Source organism: Kushneria sp. AK178 (genome assembly GCF_053903105.1).
Map to the genome: position 1 here is coordinate 791,551 of NZ_CP096381.1, position 20,162 is coordinate 811,712.

Sequence of the window (20,162 nt, forward strand, 5' to 3'; positions counted from 1 at the left end):
GAGGGCTGAGCGCAGGGAACGGATGTCGGAAATCTACGAGCAGCTCTTCGGGAGCAGTGATCGACCACGTACGGCTCGCTGGCTGCGGCTGCTGCTGTTCATGCTGGCCTATCTGCTGTTGGCGCTGGGCGCGATGATGCTGTCACATGACATCGTGATATTAGTGCCGCCATGGCTTGCCGGACCCATGGCCATCGGTGCGCTGATACGTCTGCATCCACGCGACTGGATCCTGCCGCTTGCGGGTATTGCGCTGGCCGACATGCTGGCCCATTACATCGCTCATGCCTTCATCGATCATGCCTCTCACAATGTCATTCAATATACCGTTATAAATCTGGTCGAAATCCTGATTGGCGCGCTGTGGTTACGCTGGCGTCATGCAGATACTCTGACCATGGCGCCGGTTTCGTCATTCATGAGCCTGCTTCTGATCAGTGTTTTCGTGATCCCGCTGATCGGCTCAATGGCGCTGGTACTGATGTCGCCCTGGTATGGGCCGGAAAGTTTTCATCCATGGTGGGGACGCTACATTTCCGGCGCGCTGGGCATGCTGGTCATGTTGCCCGTGGCACTTGAAAGCTCCATTCAGCGCTGGCGCACGCTGCTGTCGCAGGGGGTGCTGACGGCCTTCAGCGCCATGCTGATCATGAGCGTGTTGACCAATACGGTCATTACACTGTTTTTCCCGAGCGAAATCGTCTGGAGTATCGTGCCGCTGCTGCTGGGCGCGCTATTGCTGGATTTCTTTCGCAGCACGCTGGTCAATCTGATCAGCGTAATATCGCTGGTCATGCTGATGTATGGCCGTCAGCAGTGGGGCGTCATGCCTTTCGGCGTGTTCCACTATATCGCCATCGGCCTGACGGTGCTGCCGGCGTTGCTGCTGGGCATGGCGCTGCAGGGGGTTCGCCGCGAGCAGGCGCAGCTGCTGCAAAGCGAGCAGCGCTGGAAAGCCGCCCTGGAGGGCAGCGGTCAGGGCGTCTGGGAGATTGATCTGGCGCGTCAACAGGTCAGTGCGTCCCTGGAGGCTCGCCGCCTGCTGGGGCAGAGCCATGCTTCCGGCTGCTCGCTGGCGTACTGGCGCGACAATATCCACCCCGACGATCTGGAAGACACGGTCAGGGCCATGGAAGCGCACCTGGCGGGCGAGGCACCGCAGTACGTGGCGGAGTATCGCGTGCGTCAGCAGGACGACAGCTACCGCTGGTATCAGTCCCGCGGCAGTGTCATGCGCTTCGATGAGCAGGGCCGGCCGCTGCAGATGGTTGGTACGCTGATCGATATTCATGCCGCCCGTCAGGCCGAATTCGAGCGTGAACAGCTGGCCCGGGAACTGCAGGCGGAAAAGGAGCGACTGCAGGTTACCCTCGACTCGATCGGTGATGGAGTCATTGCCACGGATATGGCGGGCGGTGTCGTCTTCATGAATCCCGTGGCGGAAGAAATTACCGGCTGGCGCTTTGAGCAGGCCCGGCAGTGTGCGCTTCAGGAGGTATTTCATCTGTACGGCCCGGACATGATGCCGCAGGCACTGGAGCTGATCGAGACCTGCCTGTCGCGCAACGAGGTCTGTATGGCCGGCGACGATTCGATTCTGATCAACAGCGATCAGCAGACCCGTGAGGTCAAGGCCACGGCGGCGCCGGTACGCGTTGCCGGTGGTCGAACGATGGGGGTCATTCTGGTGTTTCAGGACATGTCCCGGGCCCGTGATCTGCAGCGTCGTCTGACCTTTACCGCCAGTCACGATGCCCTGACCGGACTGTACAATCGCTGGTGGTTCGAGCAGGCAGTTGAAAACAGCCTCGGTCACGGCGAGCAGGCGCCGTCCGTTCTGGTGGTTCTGAATCTGGATCATTTCAAGATCATCAACGATTCGGCGGGCCAGCTGGCGGGAGACGCGCTGCTCATCGAGATCGCCCGACTGATCGAGCAGCATCTCGGGGCCCGCGATGTGCCGGCCCGGCTGGGGAGTGACGAATTCGCCGTTCTGCTCCATGACCGTGATATCGAGACATCGGTGGCGTGGGTAAATAATGTGATCGACGCCGTCGGCGCATTGCGGTTCGCGTGGGACGGGCAGCTGCATGATGTGGGCGTCAGTGCCGGACTGATTCCAGTGGACGGCGATGCCGACAGCTTCAGCGCCCTGATCAGTCGCGTCAATGTGGCCTGTTATACCGCCAAACAGTGCGGGCGCAATCGCGCCACGGTCTATCATCCGGAGCAGGAGGACATCGAGCAGTATCATCGCGATATTGTCATGGCGGCCGGGCTGCGCGAGGCCATCGAGAGTGATCGCTTCAGCCTGTTCTGCCAGCGTATCGTGCCGCTGCAGGGCGACGGCCGCGACTATCTGGAGATTCTGGTCCGGATGCTGGGTCGGGAGGGCGAGATCATCGCCCCCGGCGCCTTCATTCCGGTGGCCGAGCGGTACGGCATCATGGCCTCGGTGGATCGCTGGGTAATCGAGCATGCACTGATTCACGATGGCGAGCGGCTGGCGCAGGTGCTCAACGGCCGCTCGCTGAGTATCAATCTCTCCGCCAACTCCCTCAACGATGCGGGTTTCCTGCCCTGGCTCGTGGAAACCATGTCCCGCTCGCCCCTGCCGCCGCAGGCCCTGATTTTCGAGATCACGGAAACGTCACTCATGAACCACCTTGCGCTGGCGTGTGAGGTTATCGCGGCGCTGCGTGAGGCCGGGTGTCGTGTGGCGCTGGATGACTTTGGCAGCGGACTGAGCTCTTTTGGCTATCTGCGTAATTTCGAGGTCGATATCATCAAGATCGATGGGGGATTCATCCGCCACGTCAACGACAACGCCCTGGATCAGGTGATCGTGGATGCCATCAATCAGATCGCCCACCGGCTGGGAGCGCTGACCGTGGCCGAGTTCATCGAGGATGCCGCCAGCATGCGAAGGCTTGTCGACATGGGCGTCGATTATGCCCAGGGCTATTACATGCACCGGCCGATGCCGCTTGAAAAACTCTGGCTTGAATAACAGGCGTGGATCAGCACGTCCCCTCGGTATCCAGGCTCTGAAACCGCATGCGTCCCAGACGATTGACGATGAGCTGACGTGTTTTTCGGGCGTGGCAGAGAGAGAAAGTGCCGTTGAGCATGCTGCTCGACAGCCGGGGATGGAAAACGAGCGCGCGGGACAGACCCTTCCAGCGCAGGGTGATGCTGTCGTGCCCACGGTCGTGATAGCGAACCTGTCCATCGGCGTCCAGCACCAGCAGATGCTGCCACTGGCCGTCGCAGCGCTGTCCGTCGTGACTGCCACACAGTGTCCAGGGCCTGCCGTGATCCAGGCTGGCCAGTCGGGCCTGCTGCATCAATCCCTGCAGCGCCCGCATCCGGGCATCCAGCAGTCGGTCGGCATGCCACTGCTGCGTAAGTGGTATGACCCAGCCGATGATCATCGCCATGATGGCCACGGTTACCATGGCCTCCAAAAGCGTGACACCCTGTTGAGAACGCAAGACACTATCCTTTCTTTTTCAGGGGCTCGATGCTTTAACGGCAGGTTAATCGCTATATTTTAGGGATTTCTTATAAAAGGGTCGGGTCGACGAATCGACGTGAGGGATACACAGGCACAGGGAGGCGTGTGAAAGCAAGCGATGTGATTGTGGTGGGCGGCGGCATCAATGGCATGATGAGCGCCTTCAAGCTGATCCAGCACGGTTTTCGGGTCACGCTCGTGGAGCGTGGTCAGTGCGCGCGCGAGGCGTCCTGGGCCGGTGGCGGGATTCTGGTACCGCTGTATCCCTGGCGCTACAGCGACCCCATCGCGTGCCTTGATGCGCTGGCAGCACCGCAGTGGGAAGAGCTCGCCGGCATGCTGGCGGCCGACACCGGCATCGACCCGCAGTATGCGCCCCATGGCATCATGCATGTCCGGGTCGAGGATGATCAGAAGGCGCGGGCCTGGTCGGGGCGCCATCACGACAGGCTCGAGTCCCTTTCCTCGTCTCAGGCGCACGAACGTCTGGGGCGGCAGGTGACGCCCGAGCTGACGCCGGCCTTCTGGCTGCCCGAGCGCGGCAGTATCAGAACCCCACGGCTGGGCCGGGCACTGCGACAGTGGTTGATGGATCATCCGCGCGCGACGCTTGTGGAGCACTTCGAGGTGACCGCGCTTTCCATGACAAGGGGCCGAGTCGACGGGGTGGAAGGCCTCGGAGGCCGGTATTCGGCGCCGCGGGTCGTGGTGGCGGGCGGCCCCTGGACACGTCAGCTGATGGCGCCTTACGCCCGGCTGCCCATCACGCCCGTTCGGGGCCAGATGCTGCTGTTCAAAGCCGAGCAGGCCCTGCTTCAATCAGTGATGCTGATGAACGGCTTTTATCTGATCCCGCGGCGCGATCATTGCATTGTGGCCGGCAGTACCTTTGAGGATGCAGGCTTTGATCGCGCCACGACCGCTGAAGGTTACGAGCAGATTCATGCCCGGGCACTGGAGATGCTGCCGGCGCTCCGGGAGGTCGAAGTAACCCATCACTGGGCCGGGCTGCGGCCGGGCTCGCCCGACAGTATTCCTCTTGTCGGCGCGCTGGAAGATGTCGAGGGCCTTTACGTCAATGCCGGACATGGCGGCAACGGGGTGGTGCTGTCACCGGCCACGGCAGATCTTCTGTGCGCCCACATTGCCGGTACGCCACCGCCGGTGGATCCGGCGCCCTACGCCGTGCCCCGCTCGGGATGATCACTGGCGCGGCTGTGGCCCATGGCTGATAAAGCGTGCCTGATGATCCTTGCAGCAGAACCAGTGCTTCTCGCCCGGCAGGTGTCGTGACACCTCGTTGACATGAGGGTCTTCCAGAGCATCACGGCGTGACACATGCACATGACACCAGGCACAGCGCACCATCGCTTCACCGGATGCCGGGGTCGGCGGCTGAGGCTTGCGCTGACGTTTCAGGCGTCGATAAAAAAGCCATCCCAGCCAGAGCAGGGCGGCCACGATAAACAGTCGTGCCATGGGAAGGTTCGGGCTCCTGACATCCCGCAGGTCGGGGAAAGGGCCTGATCAGGCCCGGCTCAACGGCTTTTCGAAAAAGGGTGCCGTTGAGCCTCGGGTATGGAATCAGTTGTCTTCAAGGCTCAGCGAGCCGCTTAGATAGCGCGGATTGAAGGTCTCTCCGTTCAGGCGTGCATTGTCCGGGTCGTTGTGAATCAGCTCGGCCAGCGCCTGACGGGCTTCCTCCTGCATGTCCAGCCCCATGTAGCCTTCCACCATGACGGCCAGCGCATCGCGACTGGCCGGGGTCTGCGGATAGTGCTCCAGCACCCAGCGACCGCGATTGACGGCGGCCAGATAGGCCTGCTTGCGCAGATAAAAATCGCCGATCTGAAGTTCGTGGCGAGCCAGCACATTGCGCAAAAAGATAATGCGCTGACGGGCGTCGGGGGCGTAGGCGCTATCGGGGAAGCGGCGCACGACCTCGCCGAAGTCGACGTAGGCATCGCGTGTGGCGCCCAGGTCGCGCTTGGAGATATCGATCAGTTCCAGACTTTCCAGACTAAAGCGCCCGGACTGCCAGGCCGCCATGCCCCGCATGTAGTAGGCGTAATCCACCTGTGGATGGTCCGGATGGAGCCGAATGAAGCGACTGGCCGCGGCGCGCGAGGCTTCCCAGTTGCCGACCTGATAGTAACCGTAGATCAGCTCGAGCTGCGCCTGCTGGGCATATTCACCAAAGGGGAAACGGTTATCGAGCGTTTCGAGCTGAGTGACGGCAGCGGAGTAGCGGCCATTGTCGAGCGCCTGCTGAATGTTTTGATAGAGCTGCTGCTCGGTGAGCTCGTTATCCTGCTCCTGGCTCTGGCTGCTGGCGCAACCGGCCAGCATGATGACCGCCAGCGCCAGGGCGCTCAGGGAAATGGCGCGCATTGTCGTCCTCGTCTCAAACAAACCGTGGCGGCATGATAGAATCCGCCCAACAGCTACTGAATGAAGTGTGTGGGGTCTACTATACGGACCGGTAGCGCATGACGCGAATAATGCGCCGGCGGTTCCCGGCCCCGGGGTTCCCGCACTATAAAGCATTGTAAAGCCGTGGCGAAATGCTCGGCCCATGCTCCTGCAGAGAATTGCATGTCACAGACCATCGAACAAACCCGCATTGTCCCCGACGCCATGACCGGTCTGCGACTGGACCAGGCGGCGGCAGAGCTCTTTGACGAGTTCTCCCGTGAACGCCTCAAGAGCTGGATCAAGGAGGGTGCCCTGACCGTCGACGGTCAGAAGCTGCGTCCCCGCGCGCCTGTCATGTCGGGGGCGACGCTGGCGCTCAACGCCGTGCTCGAGGAAAGCCTGGCCTGGGAGGCTGAACCGATCGCGCTGGACATCGTGCACGAGGATGACGATGTGCTGGTCATCAACAAGCCGGTCGGGCTGGTGGTGCACCCGGCGGCAGGCAATCAGAGCGGTACGCTGCTCAATGCGCTGCTGCATCATGTGCCCGGGCTCTCCGCCCTGCCGCGCGCCGGTATCGTTCATCGTCTGGACAAGGACACCAGCGGATTGATGGTGGTGGCCAAAACGCTGGCCGCGCAGACCTCGCTGGTCGAGCAGCTGCAGGCGCGCCGGGTCAAGCGGGAATATGATGCCATCGTGACCGGCGCCATGATTGCCGGCGGCAGGGTCGATGCGCCCATCGGCCGGCATCCGGTGGATCGCAAGCGCCAGGCGGTGGTCGCCAACGGCGGCAAGCCGGCGGTGACGCATTACCGGGTGGTCGAGCGCTTTCGCGGTCATACCCACATTCGCTGCCGGCTGGAAACCGGGCGTACTCACCAGATTCGCGTACACATGGCGCATCAGCGCTTTCCGCTGGTCGGCGATCCGGTCTATGGCGGCCGGCTCAAGCTGCCGGCCGGCGCCGGTGAGGCCCTCAAGGAAGCACTGCGCCACTTTTCACATCAGGCGCTGCACGCGCGTCGACTGGCCTTTGTGCACCCAACCAGCCAGGAAAGCGTCGAGTTCGGCATGGAACTGCCCGATGACATGTTCATGCTGCTCGATATTCTGCGCGACGATCAGGCGGAAACATGACCCGGGAAAGCAGCGACCAGCCCACGCTCATCGTACCGGACTGGGTAGCACCGGGGTCGGTAGGCGCCTTTGTCACGACCCGTGAAACGGGGCCCAGCCAGGGCCCCTATGCCGCCTTCAATGCCGCCTCCCACGTCGGGGATGACCCGGAAACGGTGGCCTGGCTGCGCCAGCTGCTGGGCGCCAGGATCGGTGATCACCGACCGCTCCTGTGGCTGGATCAGGTTCACGGTGCCCGCGTGCAGCAGACCTTTCAGACGCCGCCGCCGCAGGCCGATGCGGCCATCGCGCATGATCAGCAGTATGCCTGCGTGATTCAGACGGCCGACTGCCTGCCGGTGCTGTTCTGCGACAAGCGCGGCACCCGGGTGGCCGCCGCTCACGCCGGCTGGCGCGGCCTGGCCGGTGGGGTGCTGGAGGCGACCGTGGCAGCGCTGGGGTCTGCCCCGGAAGAGATCATGGTCTGGCTGGGTCCGGCGATCTCCAACATGCAGTACGAGGTCGGGCGCGAAGTGCATGATGCCTTCGTCAATGTCTATCCCGGCACCTCGGCCGCCTTCGAGGCGAGCCCCTATCGGCTGGGCCATTTCATGTGTGACCTCTACCGTCTGGCGCGTCTGCGTCTGGAGGCGCTGGGGGTGACCGACATCAGCGGCGGCCATTTCTGTACGGCATCCGATGATCGCTTCTATTCCCACCGCCGTGACAACGGCGTTACCGGTCGCATGAGCAGTGTGATCTGGCTCCGCTAGAGCGCTGCCAGCGCTTTCATGCGCATTTCTTCATTTAACATAATATTTTTGTCGTTTCTGCTTGAAACCCCTGCAGGTGCCCCCATTGTTGCTGTCAATAGACATCAACGCGCTCTTCAACGCCGGAGCTGCCATCGTGCGGCCATGACCGGCCAGGGCGCCGGACGAGAGGACACAGGATGCGAATCGATAAACTCACCAGCAAGTTGCAGGCGGCCCTGGCCGATGCCCAGTCGCTGGCGGCCGGGCGCGGCCATAATCAGCTGCAGCCGGGCCATGTATTGCTGTCGCTGCTCGACAGCCGCGACTCCGGCTTCAAGGGGCTGATTCAAAAGGCCGGCGGCGACCCGGGTCGCGTGCGCGACGCGCTGGTCAAGCATGTGGATGACCTGCCCACGGTCAGCCAGTTTGATGGCAACGTCACCATGGGGCAGGAGCTGGGACAGCTTTTTAACCTGGCCGATCGGGACGCCCAGAAGCGGGGAGATCAGTTCATTGCCACCGAGCTGGTGCTGCTGGCGGCGCTGCAGATGAAGTCGGCCATCAGCCGCGCCCTGAGCGGCGCCGGTCTTACCGAACAGGGCGTGCACCGTGCCATCGAGGCGCTGCGCGGCGGTGATAGCGTCAACGATGCCGAGGCCGAGGAGAAGCGCGAGGCGCTGGAGAAGTACACTACCGACCTGACCGAGCGGGCGGCCGGCGGCAAGCTGGACCCGGTGATCGGCCGCGACGATGAAATCCGCCGCACCATCCAGGTGCTGCAGCGCCGGACCAAGAACAACCCGGTGCTGATCGGTGAGCCCGGCGTGGGCAAGACCGCCATCGTCGAGGGACTGGCGCAGCGCATCGTCAACGGTGAGGTGCCGGAAAGTCTCAAGGACAAGCGCGTTCTGGCGCTGGATCTCGGGGCGCTGCTGGCGGGGGCCAAGTATCGCGGCGATTTCGAGGAGCGCCTCAAGGGCGTGCTTAACGAGCTGGCGAAGGAAGAAGGGCGCGTCATCCTCTTCATCGATGAGCTCCATACCATGGTGGGCGCCGGCAAGACCGAAGGCTCGATGGATGCCGGTAACATGCTCAAGCCCGCCCTGGCTCGTGGTGAACTGCACTGCGTGGGGGCCACGACGCTGGATGAGTACCGTCAGGATATCGAAAAGGATGCCGCGCTCGAGCGCCGTTTCCAGAAGGTGCTGGTGGATGAGCCCTCCGAAGAGGACACCATCGCCATCCTGCGTGGGCTCAAGGAGCGTTACGAGGTCCATCATGGCGTCGATATCACGGACCCGGCGATCATTGCCGCGGCGCGGCTGTCGACCCGCTACATCACCGACCGCCAGCTGCCCGACAAGGCCATCGACCTGATCGACGAGGCGGCGTCGCGGATCCGCATGGAAATGGACTCCAAGCCCGAGGAGATGGATCGGCTCGAGCGTCGGCTGATCCAGCTCAAGATCGAGCGCGAAGCGCTCAAGAAGGAAACGGATGAGGCCACTCGCAAGCGTCTCGAACTGCTGGAAGGTCAGATCGAGTCGATGTCACGGGAGTTCGCCGATCTCGAAGAGGTCTGGAAGGCCGAGAAGGCCAGCCTGCAGGGAGCGGCCCAGTACAAGGCCGAGCTCGAGCAGGCGCGTATCGACCTTGAAGCGGCGCGTCGTCAGGGCGATCTGGGGCGCATGTCGGAAGTCCAGTACGGTCTGATTCCGGAGCTGGAGCGAAAGATCAGCGAGGCCGGTGAAGCCGAAAGCACGCCGCTCAAGCTGCTGCGCTCGATCGTGACCGAAGAGGAGATCGCCGAGGTGGTCTCGCGCTGGACGGGCATTCCGGTGGCGAAAATGCTCGAGGGCGAGCGTGACAAGCTGCTGCGCATGGAAGAGGCGCTGCATGAGCGCGTGATCGGTCAGGATGAGGCCGTCACGGCCGTTTCCAACGCCGTGCGCCGTTCACGGGCCGGCATCAGCGATCCCAATCGTCCCAATGGCTCTTTCCTGTTTCTGGGGCCGACCGGCGTGGGCAAGACCGAGCTGTGCAAGTCGCTGGCAGGCTTTTTGTTCGACACCGAAGAGGCGATGGTGCGTATCGACATGTCGGAGTTCATGGAGAAGCACTCCGTGGCCCGTCTGATCGGTGCCCCGCCGGGCTATGTCGGCTATGAGCAGGGCGGTTATCTGACCGAGGCCGTGCGGCGCAAGCCCTATTCGGTGCTGCTGCTCGATGAGGTGGAAAAGGCCCATCCGGATGTTTTCAATATCCTGCTGCAGGTGCTGGAAGACGGTCGTCTGACCGACGGCCAGGGGCGTACGGTGGATTTCCGCAACACCGTGGTCGTGATGACCTCGAACATGGGGTCCAGCATCATTCAGAACTACGCCGGTGAGCAGGATGAGGCGGGTTATGAGCGCATGCGAGCGGCGGTCATGGATGAGGTCGGCAACCATTTCCGCCCCGAGCTGATCAACCGCATCGATGAGGTGGTGGTGTTCCACGCGCTGGGGCAGACGCAGATTCAGGCGATCGCCGATATCCAGCTCGATCAGCTGCGCCGGCGTCTGGCCGATCGCGATGTGTCGCTGGCCATCAGCGAAGCGGCCATGGTGCAGCTGGCCGAGGCGGGCTTCGATCCGGTCTATGGGGCGCGGCCGCTGCGTCGGGCAATTCAGAGCCGCATCGAAAACCCGCTGGCGCAGGCGCTGCTGGCAGGCCGCTACGCCCCGGGCGATACCGTGCGTATCGATGCCCGCGACAGCGAACTGGTCTTTGAACACCAGCAGCAGGCCTGAACAATACCGGCCTGAAACAATCAAGGGGCGGCTACCACGGGTAGCCGCCCCTTTTTTATCAAGCAGGCGATATCACGTGAGCTGCAGGGCTCAGGGCGCCGTACTTTCCAGCGTGGCATCCGGGTAGAGGGCCAGCAGGGCGCGCAGTACGCCGTTGGTCCAGCCAAAGCCGTCCTGAGAGGGGTACTCGCCGCCGTCCGGGGCGCCGTCGAGATCCATGACGTTGTACTTCTCCAGCAGCTTGTGCTCCTTTTCGAAACGGTAGAAGTTGTTGTGCATCCAGCGTCTGGCGATGGTGTCGGCCAGCTGTTCGTAGCCGTAGCGCTTGAGTCCCTTGACGGCCATCCACTGCAGCGGTGCCCAGCCGTTGGGGGCATCCCACTGTTGAACGGTGTCGATGGTGGAGGTCATCAGTCCACCGGGCTGGAGCAGCTGATGCTCCAGCGTATGGGCCACATGGGCGGCCTGTTCCTCGGTCGCCACGCCGAAATAGAGGGTAAAGACGATGGAGGCGTTGATACTGTCGGTCAGCACATCGTCATGCCAGAGATAATCCCCGAAACGCTTCTCTTCCTGCGACCAGAACAGGCGGCGCAGCGCATCCAGTCGTGAGTTGGCGGCACTCTGGAAAAGGTCACTGCGCTGGTGCCGGCCGACCCTGCGATAGGTCGCGGCCAGCGTGGATTCCATGTGATACAGCAGGCAGTTCAGGTCCAGCGGCAGTATGTCCACGGTGCGAATGGTGGACAGGTCGTGGGGGTCGGTCAGCCAGCGCGAGCTGAAGTCCCAGCCGCTTTCCGCCCCCGCACGAATGTTGCGCCATACCGCAATGTTGTTGCGCGAGGTGCGATCGGCGGTCTCCATGTCTTCGCGAAAGGCCTCTTCGCGCGGCGTGTTCAGATCGTCCCAGTGACGATTGAGCAGCGTGCCGTCATGAAGCTTGACGCTGCGCCGATAGGCTTCGCAGTGGTGCAGAGCCTCGACGCCATCCATCCAGTAGTGGTATTCGCGCTCCATCTGGGGCAGATAGTGTTCATAAACCCCTTCGCCATCATGCTGGGCGAGCTGACCGACCATGCCGCAGAAAAAGGGCGGCTGGGAGCGCGACAGATAATAGGTGCGGTTGCCGTTGGGGACGTGGCCATAGGCATTGATCAGAAAGGCAGCGTTATTGACCATGTCACGCATCAGATCGATGCGGCCGCTTTCCCGCAGGCCCAGCATGGTGAAATAGCTGTCCCAGTAGTAGATCTCGTTGAAGCGACCGCCGGGGACCACATAGGCGTGGGGCAGTGGCAGACGCGACGAGTTGGGGTTGTAGCGCGGCCTCGGCTGGCGTGTCAGCACGTTCCAGAGCGCATCAATGTGATTGCAAACGCTGCTCTGACGTTCGGCAGGCTCAACGTTGGCCTGGGTTTCGATGCGTTCGAAACGCGCCTCGATGAATTCGCGCAGTGCATTGTTGCTGACACAGGGTACGTTGGCGCAGTCCGAGTAGCGCTCACAGAGGCGAGCGTAGTCGGCCATGATCTCCTGAACCGATTGGGTTGGAACCATGTCAACGAAGGTCTTGCTGTCAGCGAACAGACCGCGACTCTGCACATCGTGAAACAGCATGCCCCAGAGATGCTCGGGCAGGGGCGGGAGTTCCGCGACTTCCGGCGTGTCCGGCATCGACGTTGTCAGAGCGGCAGCGGTCATGGTCATGGCAAATTCCTGGAACAATAAATGCGTGTCTGCCCTGGTGAAAACGGCAGGTCGAAAATGGCACTGCCCTGAGGGATTTCGGGGCGCCTGTAGTCTGCAGGGCGCCCATGGGTGCTGACCGGTGTTGATGCAGGATAGTTCATCCTGCTCTCCTGTCTTGAATGCATATTATAACGGCAGAGACTGAATGAAACTGTCGTCTGCTCATGCGCCGATTTCGTGCAATAAGCGGTCCCTTTTCAGGGGTTATGCGCTACAAATGCGCAGCCATCAGTTGACACCGAAGCATCACTGATAGAGTCTTGAAGGTTCCTGATTGCAGGCATGAATTCTCCGGGCGATCCCCGGAGTCATGGAGGACAGCCGCAGAGCGGCTGCCTGCCTGCCCAAGGACCTGAACAGGCGGGCCAACCTCCTGCCTGATCAACGCCCCTATATGTCGACCCGACATGAGATTGAGCAGGTCCTCGCTGCAGCCCATCATCAGTCTGCAGCATCAGGTGTCGCTGGCCACGGGCCGCGGCAGGCGGCACAGCCGTCCTCGAACTCCGATGCGCATGGCATCGTGAATGCACTCGAGACCTTATAGGGGAACTCAAACGTGGAATTGCTTTCCGGAGCCGATATGATCGCCCGCTTCCTCAAGGATGAGGGCGTTGAATATATCTACGGCTACCCGGGCGGCGCAGCGCTGCATATCTATGATGCGCTGTTCCGTCAGGATGATATCAAACACATTCTCGTTCGCCACGAACAGGCGGCAACCCATATGGCCGACGGCTATGCCCGGGCATCCGGCAAGCCCGGTGTGGTGCTGGTCACGTCCGGTCCCGGCGCGACCAACGCGGTTACCGGTATCGCCACGGCTTATATGGATTCCATTCCGATGGTCGTGCTGTGCGGCCAGGTCGCCAGCCATCTGATCGGCGAGGATGCCTTTCAGGAAACCGACATTGTCGGCGTGACTCGGCCGATCGTGAAGCACAGCTTTTCGATTCGCCATCCCTCCGATATACCCACCGTGCTCAAGAAGGCCTTCTATATCGCGTCTTCCGGGCGTCCCGGGCCGGTGGTAATCGATATTCCCAAGGACATGACCGCACCGACCGAGCGCTATGAGTACGTCTATCCGCGCAAGGTCAAGCTGCGTTCCTACAATCCTGTGTCACGCGGGCATACCGGCCAGATTCGCAAGGCGGTCGAATTGATGATGAGCGCTCGTCGGCCCGTCATCTTTGCCGGTGGCGGGGTCATTACCGGGCGGGCATCCGAGGCGCTGACGGCGCTGGCGCATCGGCTCAATATTCCGGTGATCACGTCGCTGATGGGTCTTGGCGCCTTCCCGCAGAACGATCCGCAGTCGCTGGGCTGGCCGGGCATGCATGGCTCCTACGAGTCCAACATGGCCATGCACCACAGTGATCTGGTACTGGGGGTGGGCGTACGCTTCGATGATCGCGTGACCAACAACGTCAACCGGTTCTGCCCGGATGCGCGCATCGTGCATATCGACGTCGACCCCAGCTCCATCTCCAAGACCGTGCATGCCGATGTCCCCATCGTTGGCGCCGCCGACCATGTGCTCAACGAAATGCTCAACCAGATCGGCCAGCGCACCGAGGCGCAGGAGCCGCTGGGTGAGTGGTGGGAAACGATCAATGCCTGGCGTGACGAGCGTCGCGGCAAGCTCTATGAGCCGGCTGCCGCCGGCGAGCCGCTCAAGCCGCAGCAGGTGGTCGAGGCGGTTCATCGGGCCACCCACGGCGATGCCTATGTGGTGACGGATGTCGGCCAGCATCAGATGTTTGCCGCCCAGTACTACAAGTTCAATCAGCCCAATCGCTGGATTTCGTCAAGCGGACTGGGAACGATGGGCTATGGCCTGCCGGCTGCAATGGGCATCAAGCTCAGCTACCCCGATGAGCATGTCGTGCTCTTCACGGGGGAGGGCAGTTTCCAGATGATGATGCAGGAGCTGTCGACCTGTAAGCAGTTCGGCATTCCGGTCAAGATCGTCAATCTCAACAACGCCTCGCTGGGCATGGTGCGCCAGTGGCAGGATCTGAACTACAAGTCCCGTCATGCGCACTCCTATATGGAATCCCTGCCGGACTTTGAAAAGCTGATCGAGGCCTATGGTTTCAGGGCGATCACGGTCAATACGGCGGATGAGCTCGAGCCGGCACTGGATGAGACCTTCCGCTCGAAGGATGAGCTGGTGTTTCTCGATGTTCATGTTGACCCGCGCGAGCACGTCTATCCGATGCAGGTTCCGCAGGGGGCCATGTGTGACATGCTGCTGTCGAAGACGGAGCGAACCTGATGCGCCATATCATATCGATGCTGCTTGAAAACGAGCCGGGCGCCCTGTCACGTGTGATCGGACTCTTTTCCCAGCGCAACTTCAATATTGAAACGCTCAATGTTGCCCCGACCGATGACCCCACGCTGTCGCGTCTGACAGTGACGACCCATGGTGATGAGCGCATCATCGAGCAGATTACCAAGCACCTCAATCGACTGATCGATGTGGTCAAGCTGGTGGATTTGACCGAGGGGGCTCACATCGAGCGCGAACTGATGCTGGTCAAGGTCAAGGCGCAGGGCAGTGCCCGGGACGAGGTCAAACGCACGGCAGATATCTTTCGGGCGCAGATCGTGGATGTCACACCGAGCGTTTATACCGTGCAGATTACCGGGGACGCCAACAAGATGGATGCCTTTCTGCAGGCCGTGACGCCGCTGGGTGTACTGGAAGTGGCGCGTACCGGTGTGTCCGGTATCGCGCGTGGTGACAAGGTATTGAGCCTCTGACGCCGCAGTTTTTGCACAATGTTTATGTCAACCGATGGCGCTGCCGTCCATTAAAAGGTGAAGGTAATGCAGGTTTATTACGACAAGGATTGCGATCTCTCTCTCATCCAGGGCAGGAAGGTCACCATCCTGGGTTATGGCTCACAGGGGCATGCCCACGCCAACAACCTCAAGGAGTCCGGCGTTGATGTTACCGTCGCGCTGCGCAAGGGATCCGGCTCCTGGCAGAAGGCGGAAGGGTCGGGTCTGAAGGTCGCCGAAGTCACCGAGGCGGTCTCCGGTGCCGACATCGTCATGATTCTGGCGCCCGATGAGCATCAAAAGCAGATCTACTATCGCGACGTCGAGCCCAACCTGAAGGAAGGCGCAGCACTGGCCTTTGCCCACGGCTTCAACGTGCACTTTCAGCAGATCGAGCCGCGCGAGGATCTTGACGTCATCATGATCGCGCCCAAGGCGCCCGGTCATACCGTTCGTCAGACCTATACCCAGGGCGGTGGTGTGCCGAGTCTGATCGCGGTCTATCAGGACAGGTCCGGCAAGGCGCGTGAGCTGGCGCTGTCCTATGCCAGCGCCAACGGCGGCGGCCGTGCCGGCATCATCCATACGAGCTTCCAGGAAGAGACCGAGACCGACCTCTTTGGTGAGCAGGCCGTTCTCTGCGGTGGCGCCACCGCACTGGTACAGGCCGGTTTCGAAACGCTGGTCGAAGCTGGCTATGCGCCCGAAATGGCCTACTTCGAGTGTCTCCACGAGCTCAAGCTGATCGTCGATCTGATGTATGAAGGCGGCATGGCCGACATGCGCTACTCGATCTCCAATACGGCCGAGTACGGCGATTACGTTACCGGTCCAAAGATCGTGACCGAAGACACCAAAAACGCCATGCGTCAGGTGCTCAAGGACATCCAGGAAGGCACCTTTGCCAAGGACTTCATCCTGGATCACCAGGCCGGCTTCCCGACTCTCAAGGCCAAGCGTCGTCGCGGTGCCGAGCATCAGATTGAAGAAGTCGGCAGCAAGCTGCGCGGCATGATGCCGTGGATCGCTGCCAACAAGATGGTCGACAAGTCGAAGAACTGATCGGGCCTGTCGTCAGAGAAAACGGATGCGCCAACGCGCATCCGTTTTTTTATGCCTTTCAGTCAAAAGCTTTGAAAAAGCTGGCCCTGTTCCGGGTCAGTGGTGTCTGATACTACGGTAACGCCGTCGCCGCGTCGTATAATGCCGCCTCTGACAATGCGGGCCGTCATGCCTCCGTGACCTCGCAGGGCATTGTAGCCGCCGGGGCCCAGCGTCTGTTCCATGCGGCTGCAGGGGGCACAGGGGCCGGTGATCTCGATGATGGCTTCATCCCCAATGGCCAGCTGCTGCTGCCGACAGGCCAGTAGATTGAGCCCGGACACCAGAAGGTTGCGTCTGAGCGGTTCGGGAGAGAGTTCATCGATGCCGCAAAAGGCAGCGACCACATCCAGATGCTCGGCCTGAAAGAGCGTCACCTGCCGTTTACCATTTCCGGCACTATAATGATCGCCCTCGATGCCGCGGCCTTCGAGCAGGGTCAGGTGCTCCACGATGTCGACATCACCATGACGTCGAGGGCGTCGACTCAGCCATTCCAGTCGTCCGGCATGCGGGAACTGCGACATGAGAGCTCTTAAGCTATCCATTTCTTCTCCGTGTTAACACCTGGTCATCTTCTATGCTTTGATGGTCGTATCTTTTCAAAGGACATTCCTGTCATGACGCAGACGCCTCCACCGAACAAACGACCACCGCGCGATCCCTTCTCCGAGTTCAAGGATGATACGGAAGTGGTGGAAGATATCGTGCAAAACGGTGAGCGCATACGCCGGCGCGGCATCTATCTACTGCCCAATCTCTTTACCACGGCGGCGCTGTTCTCCGGGTTTTTCTCTGTAGTGGCAGCCCTTAACGGTAATTTTGGTTCGGCGGCCATCGCCATCTTTGTGTCCATGGTACTTGATGGCTTCGATGGGCGAGTGGCGCGCATGACCAATACGCAAAGCGCGTTTGGTGAGGAGTACGACAGCCTTGCCGATATGCTCTCCTTTGGGGTGGCACCTGCCATCGTGGCTTTTGCGTGGATACTTCAGGATGTCGGTAACCTGGGCTGGATAGCGGCCTTTGTCTATGTGGCCGGTGCAGCCCTGCGTCTGGCGCGCTTCAATGTCCAGATCGGCAGCACCGACAAGAAGTGGTTCATCGGGCTGCCAAGTCCTTCGGCGGCAGCCGTGGTCGCGGGCTTTGTCTGGACCTTTCACAGCTTCGAAGCGACCGCCTTCGGTTTCAAGGTGCTCATGGCCATCATCGTGGCGGCAGTGGGTATTCTGATGGTCAGCAATATTCGCTATTACAGCTTCAAGGAAGTGGACTTCAAGAGTCCGGTACCCTTCGTGGCGCTGCTGGCCATTGTTCTGGCTTTTGTTCTCATTTCGCTGGAACCGGCCATCATGCTGTTGCTGTTGTTTGGCAGCTATGCAGCCTCCGGTCCAATACTGGCCGTCATGCGACGTACCGGTCATGCAAAGCCCATTAATAGCGGTATTGCAACGACCGAGGAAGAGATGGAAGCAGACAGTGCCGATGCTTCTGAAGCATCAGTTGATACTGATGATCAGCGGGTGGCGGGCGCTTCGGAAACATCCGAAAACCCTGATGAAAGAAAGTAGGCACTTTTTCGAAACAAGGGGTTGCACGCATCCGGTCTGATCTATAAAGTACGCATCCGCTGCCACGGAGCACACGGCGACGAGGCAGCGGGGAAGTCTGCAGGTGATTGTTTTGACTAATGTTTTGGTCGCTTCAATCAGGATTTGATTCCAGCCGCTGACTTCCGCATCGAAAAAAAGTAGTTGACTTTTCGATGCAGGGCTGTAAAATTCCCACTCTCTCGAAGCAGCCGCCAACGGCAGCTGACAACATCTTCGAGACGCTCTTTAACAAGTCGATCAGGCAATTTGTGTGGGCGTCTGGCTCGTGTGGCACCAGTCACATAGATAATCGAGCAGACGAACACTCGTCAAGAGTACTAGTTTGACCTCGAGCCCGGATTGATTCGCCTTTCGAGACTGCTTTTGCAGTGTCGATTAAAGAATCTCAAAGCTTCATCTTGAACTGAAGAGTTTGATCATGGCTCAGATTGAACGCTGGCGGCAGGCCTAACACATGCAAGTCGAGCGGTAACAGGGGTAGCTTGCTACCCGCTGACGAGCGGCGGACGGGTGAGTAATGCATGGGAATCTGCCCGGTAGTGGGGGATAACTCGGGGAAACCCGAGCTAATACCGCATACGTCCTACGGGAGAAAGCAGGGGATCTTCGGACCTTGCGCTATCGGATGAGCCCATGTCGGATTAGCTTGTTGGTGAGGTAACGGCTCACCAAGGCCGCGATCCGTAGCTGGTCTGAGAGGATGATCAGCCACACCGGGACTGAGACACGGCCCGGACTCCTACGGGAGGCAGCAGTGGGGAATATTGGACAATGGGGGAAACCCTGATCCAGCCATGCCGCGTGTGTGAAGAAGGCCCTCGGGTTGTAAAGCACTTTCAGTGGGGAAGAAGGCATGCCGGTTAACACCCGGCATGAAGGACATCACCCACAGAAGAAGCACCGGCTAACTCCGTGCCAGCAGCCGCGGTAATACGGAGGGTGCAAGCGTTAATCGGAATTACTGGGCGTAAAGGGCGCGTAGGCGGTCTGCCAAGCCGGATGTGAAAGCCCCGGGCTCAACCCGGGAACGGCATTCGGAACTGGCAGACTAGAGTGCAGGAGAGGAAGGTGGAATTCCCGGTGTAGCGGTGAAATGCGTAGAGATCGGGAGGAATACCAGTGGCGAAGGCGGCCTTCTGGACTGACACTGACGCTGAGGCGCGAAAGCGTGGGTAGCAAACAGGATTAGATACCCTGGTAGTCCACGCCGTAAACGATGTCGACCAGCCGTTGGACCCCTTGAGGGTTTGGTGGCGCAGTTAACGCAATAAGTCGACCGCCTGGGGAGTACGGCCGCAAGGCTAAAACTCAAATGAATTGACGGGGGCCCGCACAAGCGGTGGAGCATGTGGTTTAATTCGATGCAACGCGAAGAACCTTACCTGCTCTTGACATCCTGCGAATCTCCCAGAGATGGGAGAGTGCCTTCGGGAACGCAGAGACAGGTGCTGCATGGCTGTCGTCAGCTCGTGTTGTGAAATGTTGGGTTAAGTCCCGTAACGAGCGCAACCCCTATCCCTTTTTGCCAGCGGTCCGGCCGGGAACTTCAGGGAGACTGCCGGTGACAAACCGGAGGAAGGTGGGGACGACGTCAAGTCATCATGGCCCTTACGAGCAGGGCTACACACGTGCTACAATGGCCGGTACAAAGGGTTGCGAATCCGCGAGGTGAAGCCAATCCCAAAAAGCCGGCCTCAGTCCGGATCGGAGTCTGCAACTCGACTCCGTGAAGTCGGAATCGCTAGTAATCGCGCATCAGAATGGCGCGGTGAATACGTTCCCGGGCCTTGTACACACCGCCCGTCACACCATGGGAGTGGACTGCACCAGAAGTGGTTAGCTCAACCTTCGGGAGAGCGATCACCACGGTGTGGTTCATGACTGGGGTGAAGTCGTAACAAGGTAGCCGTAGGGGAACCTGCGGCTGGATCACCTCCTTAAACGACTAACGTGTTCTCGCGAGTCAGCGCGTCCACACAAATTGCCTGATCGGATAGAGCGAAGACTGCTTGGGTCTGTAGCTCAGTTGGTTAGAGCGCACCCCTGATAAGGGTGAGGTCGGCAGTTCAAGTCTGCCCAGACCCACCAACCTGTCGGGGCCATAGCTCAGCTGGGAGAGCGCCTGCCTTGCACGCAGGAGGTCGGCGGTTCGATCCCGCCTGGCTCCACCATACAGCCCGGTGGTCAGTCTTCTACTTTCCTTGATGAAGCCACAGTCAAAAGTCATGATGATGACAATCATCGACATGATTTCTGACTGTTGTTTTTCAACAGTACCGCTCTTTAACAATGTGGATCATGCTGACCT

At 60.5% G+C, this 20,162-nt stretch carries 14 protein-coding genes, 2 tRNA genes and 1 rRNA gene; 12 read left to right on the top strand and 5 right to left on the bottom strand.

Annotated features, from left to right (window positions below; genetic code table 11):
• The first annotated feature begins 22 nt into the window (after window positions 1-22).
• Entirely contained in the window at window positions 23-3,010 is a 2,988-nt protein-coding gene (locus M1D97_RS03580; RefSeq protein ID WP_456269383.1) for an EAL domain-containing protein, read from the top strand.
• 10 nt (window positions 3,011-3,020) lie between these two features.
• Here M1D97_RS03580 and M1D97_RS03585 read toward each other — a convergent pair whose 3' ends face one another.
• A complete protein-coding gene (locus M1D97_RS03585; RefSeq protein ID WP_456269384.1) occupies window positions 3,021-3,494 on the bottom strand; it encodes a GspH/FimT family pseudopilin in 474 nt (157 codons plus the stop codon).
• Window positions 3,495-3,622: 128 nt separating this feature from the next.
• Between M1D97_RS03585 and thiO the strand changes: the two genes are divergently transcribed.
• Window positions 3,623-4,720: a glycine oxidase ThiO gene (gene thiO, locus M1D97_RS03590; protein ID WP_456269385.1), complete on the top strand. Its 1,098-nt coding sequence runs from the start codon at window positions 3,623-3,625 to the stop codon at window positions 4,718-4,720.
• Here thiO and M1D97_RS03595 read toward each other — a convergent pair whose 3' ends face one another.
• Together M1D97_RS03595 and M1D97_RS03600 are read right to left on the bottom strand one after the other, a co-directional pair.
• Window positions 4,721-4,996, bottom strand: coding sequence for a PP0621 family protein (locus tag M1D97_RS03595; RefSeq protein WP_456269386.1), 276 nt, complete (start codon window positions 4,994-4,996; stop codon window positions 4,721-4,723).
• 105 nt (window positions 4,997-5,101) lie between these two features.
• Window positions 5,102-5,908 (bottom strand): outer membrane protein assembly factor BamD, encoded by an 807-nt coding sequence (locus M1D97_RS03600; RefSeq protein ID WP_456269387.1) that lies wholly within the window; start codon window positions 5,906-5,908, stop codon window positions 5,102-5,104.
• 204 nt (window positions 5,909-6,112) lie between these two features.
• Here M1D97_RS03600 and rluD point away from each other — a divergent pair, with 204 nt between their 5' ends.
• From rluD to clpB, 3 genes are all read left to right on the top strand, one after another.
• Entirely contained in the window at window positions 6,113-7,072 is a 960-nt protein-coding gene (gene rluD / locus M1D97_RS03605; RefSeq protein ID WP_456269388.1) for a 23S rRNA pseudouridine(1911/1915/1917) synthase RluD, read from the top strand.
• Window positions 7,069-7,824 carry a peptidoglycan editing factor PgeF gene (pgeF, locus tag M1D97_RS03610; protein WP_456269389.1) on the top strand — a complete coding sequence of 252 codons (756 nt, stop codon included), beginning with the start codon at window positions 7,069-7,071 and terminating at the stop codon, window positions 7,822-7,824. Before rluD ends, pgeF begins: the two co-directional genes overlap by 4 nt.
• A gap of 179 nt (window positions 7,825-8,003) precedes the next feature.
• On the top strand, window positions 8,004-10,598 hold the full coding sequence (clpB, locus tag M1D97_RS03615) for an ATP-dependent chaperone ClpB (RefSeq protein ID WP_456269390.1): 2,595 nt from the start codon (window positions 8,004-8,006) through the stop codon (window positions 10,596-10,598).
• Window positions 10,599-10,688: 90 nt separating this feature from the next.
• Here clpB and treF read toward each other — a convergent pair whose 3' ends face one another.
• Window positions 10,689-12,305 (bottom strand): alpha,alpha-trehalase TreF, encoded by a 1,617-nt coding sequence (treF, locus tag M1D97_RS03620; RefSeq protein WP_456269391.1) that lies wholly within the window; start codon window positions 12,303-12,305, stop codon window positions 10,689-10,691.
• A gap of 601 nt (window positions 12,306-12,906) precedes the next feature.
• Here treF and M1D97_RS03625 point away from each other — a divergent pair.
• The 3 genes from M1D97_RS03625 to ilvC all read left to right on the top strand — a co-directional run bounded on the left by M1D97_RS03625 (window position 12,907) and on the right by ilvC (window position 16,202).
• The gene (locus M1D97_RS03625; RefSeq protein ID WP_456269392.1) at window positions 12,907-14,628 is read left to right on the top strand and encodes an acetolactate synthase 3 large subunit; all 1,722 of its coding nucleotides are present in this window, start codon (window positions 12,907-12,909) and stop codon (window positions 14,626-14,628) included.
• Window positions 14,628-15,119, top strand: coding sequence for an acetolactate synthase small subunit (ilvN, locus tag M1D97_RS03630; RefSeq protein WP_456269393.1), 492 nt, complete (start codon window positions 14,628-14,630; stop codon window positions 15,117-15,119). The genes M1D97_RS03625 and ilvN overlap by 1 nt, the downstream gene beginning before the upstream one ends.
• A gap of 66 nt (window positions 15,120-15,185) precedes the next feature.
• Complete coding sequence (ilvC, locus tag M1D97_RS03635) at window positions 15,186-16,202, top strand: ketol-acid reductoisomerase (RefSeq protein ID WP_456269394.1); 1,017 nt, start codon at window positions 15,186-15,188, stop codon at window positions 16,200-16,202.
• Window positions 16,203-16,264: 62 nt separating this feature from the next.
• Here the strand turns inward: ilvC and M1D97_RS03640 are convergent, their stop codons facing one another.
• On the bottom strand, window positions 16,265-16,789 hold the full coding sequence (locus M1D97_RS03640; RefSeq protein ID WP_456269395.1) for an MOSC domain-containing protein: 525 nt from the start codon (window positions 16,787-16,789) through the stop codon (window positions 16,265-16,267).
• 72 nt (window positions 16,790-16,861) lie between these two features.
• Here M1D97_RS03640 and pssA point away from each other — a divergent pair, with 72 nt between their 5' ends.
• The 4 genes from pssA (at window position 16,862) to M1D97_RS03660 (ending at window position 20,025) form a co-directional block, all read left to right on the top strand.
• Window positions 16,862-17,812 (top strand): CDP-diacylglycerol--serine O-phosphatidyltransferase, encoded by a 951-nt coding sequence (gene pssA, locus M1D97_RS03645; RefSeq protein ID WP_456269396.1) that lies wholly within the window; start codon window positions 16,862-16,864, stop codon window positions 17,810-17,812.
• A gap of 442 nt (window positions 17,813-18,254) precedes the next feature.
• Window positions 18,255-19,794: ribosomal RNA gene (locus tag M1D97_RS03650) — 16S ribosomal RNA — on the top strand.
• A 71-nt stretch (window positions 19,795-19,865) separates the two neighbouring features.
• Window positions 19,866-19,942: transfer RNA gene (locus tag M1D97_RS03655), tRNA-Ile, on the top strand.
• Window positions 19,943-19,949: 7 nt separating this feature from the next.
• Window positions 19,950-20,025 (top strand) — tRNA-Ala (locus tag M1D97_RS03660).
• Window positions 20,026-20,162 lie beyond the last annotated feature (137 nt).

What these genes read in the sequence shown, in the direction of transcription:
- M1D97_RS03600 (WP_456269387.1), bottom strand. Translation starts at nt 5,908, where the DNA reads ATGCGCGCCATTTCCCTGAGCGCCCTGGCGCTGGCGGTCATCATGCTG.
- pssA (WP_456269396.1), top strand. Translation starts at nt 16,862, where the DNA reads ATGACGCAGACGCCTCCACCGAACAAACGACCACCGCGCGATCCCTTC.
- rluD (WP_456269388.1), top strand. Translation starts at nt 6,113, where the DNA reads ATGTCACAGACCATCGAACAAACCCGCATTGTCCCCGACGCCATGACC.
- M1D97_RS03640 (WP_456269395.1), bottom strand. Translation starts at nt 16,789, where the DNA reads ATGGATAGCTTAAGAGCTCTCATGTCGCAGTTCCCGCATGCCGGACGA.
- pgeF (WP_456269389.1), top strand. Translation starts at nt 7,069, where the DNA reads ATGACCCGGGAAAGCAGCGACCAGCCCACGCTCATCGTACCGGACTGG.
- ilvN (WP_456269393.1), top strand. Translation starts at nt 14,628, where the DNA reads ATGCGCCATATCATATCGATGCTGCTTGAAAACGAGCCGGGCGCCCTG.
- clpB (WP_456269390.1), top strand. Translation starts at nt 8,004, where the DNA reads ATGCGAATCGATAAACTCACCAGCAAGTTGCAGGCGGCCCTGGCCGAT.
- ilvC (WP_456269394.1), top strand. Translation starts at nt 15,186, where the DNA reads ATGCAGGTTTATTACGACAAGGATTGCGATCTCTCTCTCATCCAGGGC.
- M1D97_RS03580 (WP_456269383.1), top strand. Translation starts at nt 23, where the DNA reads ATGTCGGAAATCTACGAGCAGCTCTTCGGGAGCAGTGATCGACCACGT.
- M1D97_RS03595 (WP_456269386.1), bottom strand. Translation starts at nt 4,996, where the DNA reads ATGGCACGACTGTTTATCGTGGCCGCCCTGCTCTGGCTGGGATGGCTT.
- treF (WP_456269391.1), bottom strand. Translation starts at nt 12,305, where the DNA reads ATGACCATGACCGCTGCCGCTCTGACAACGTCGATGCCGGACACGCCG.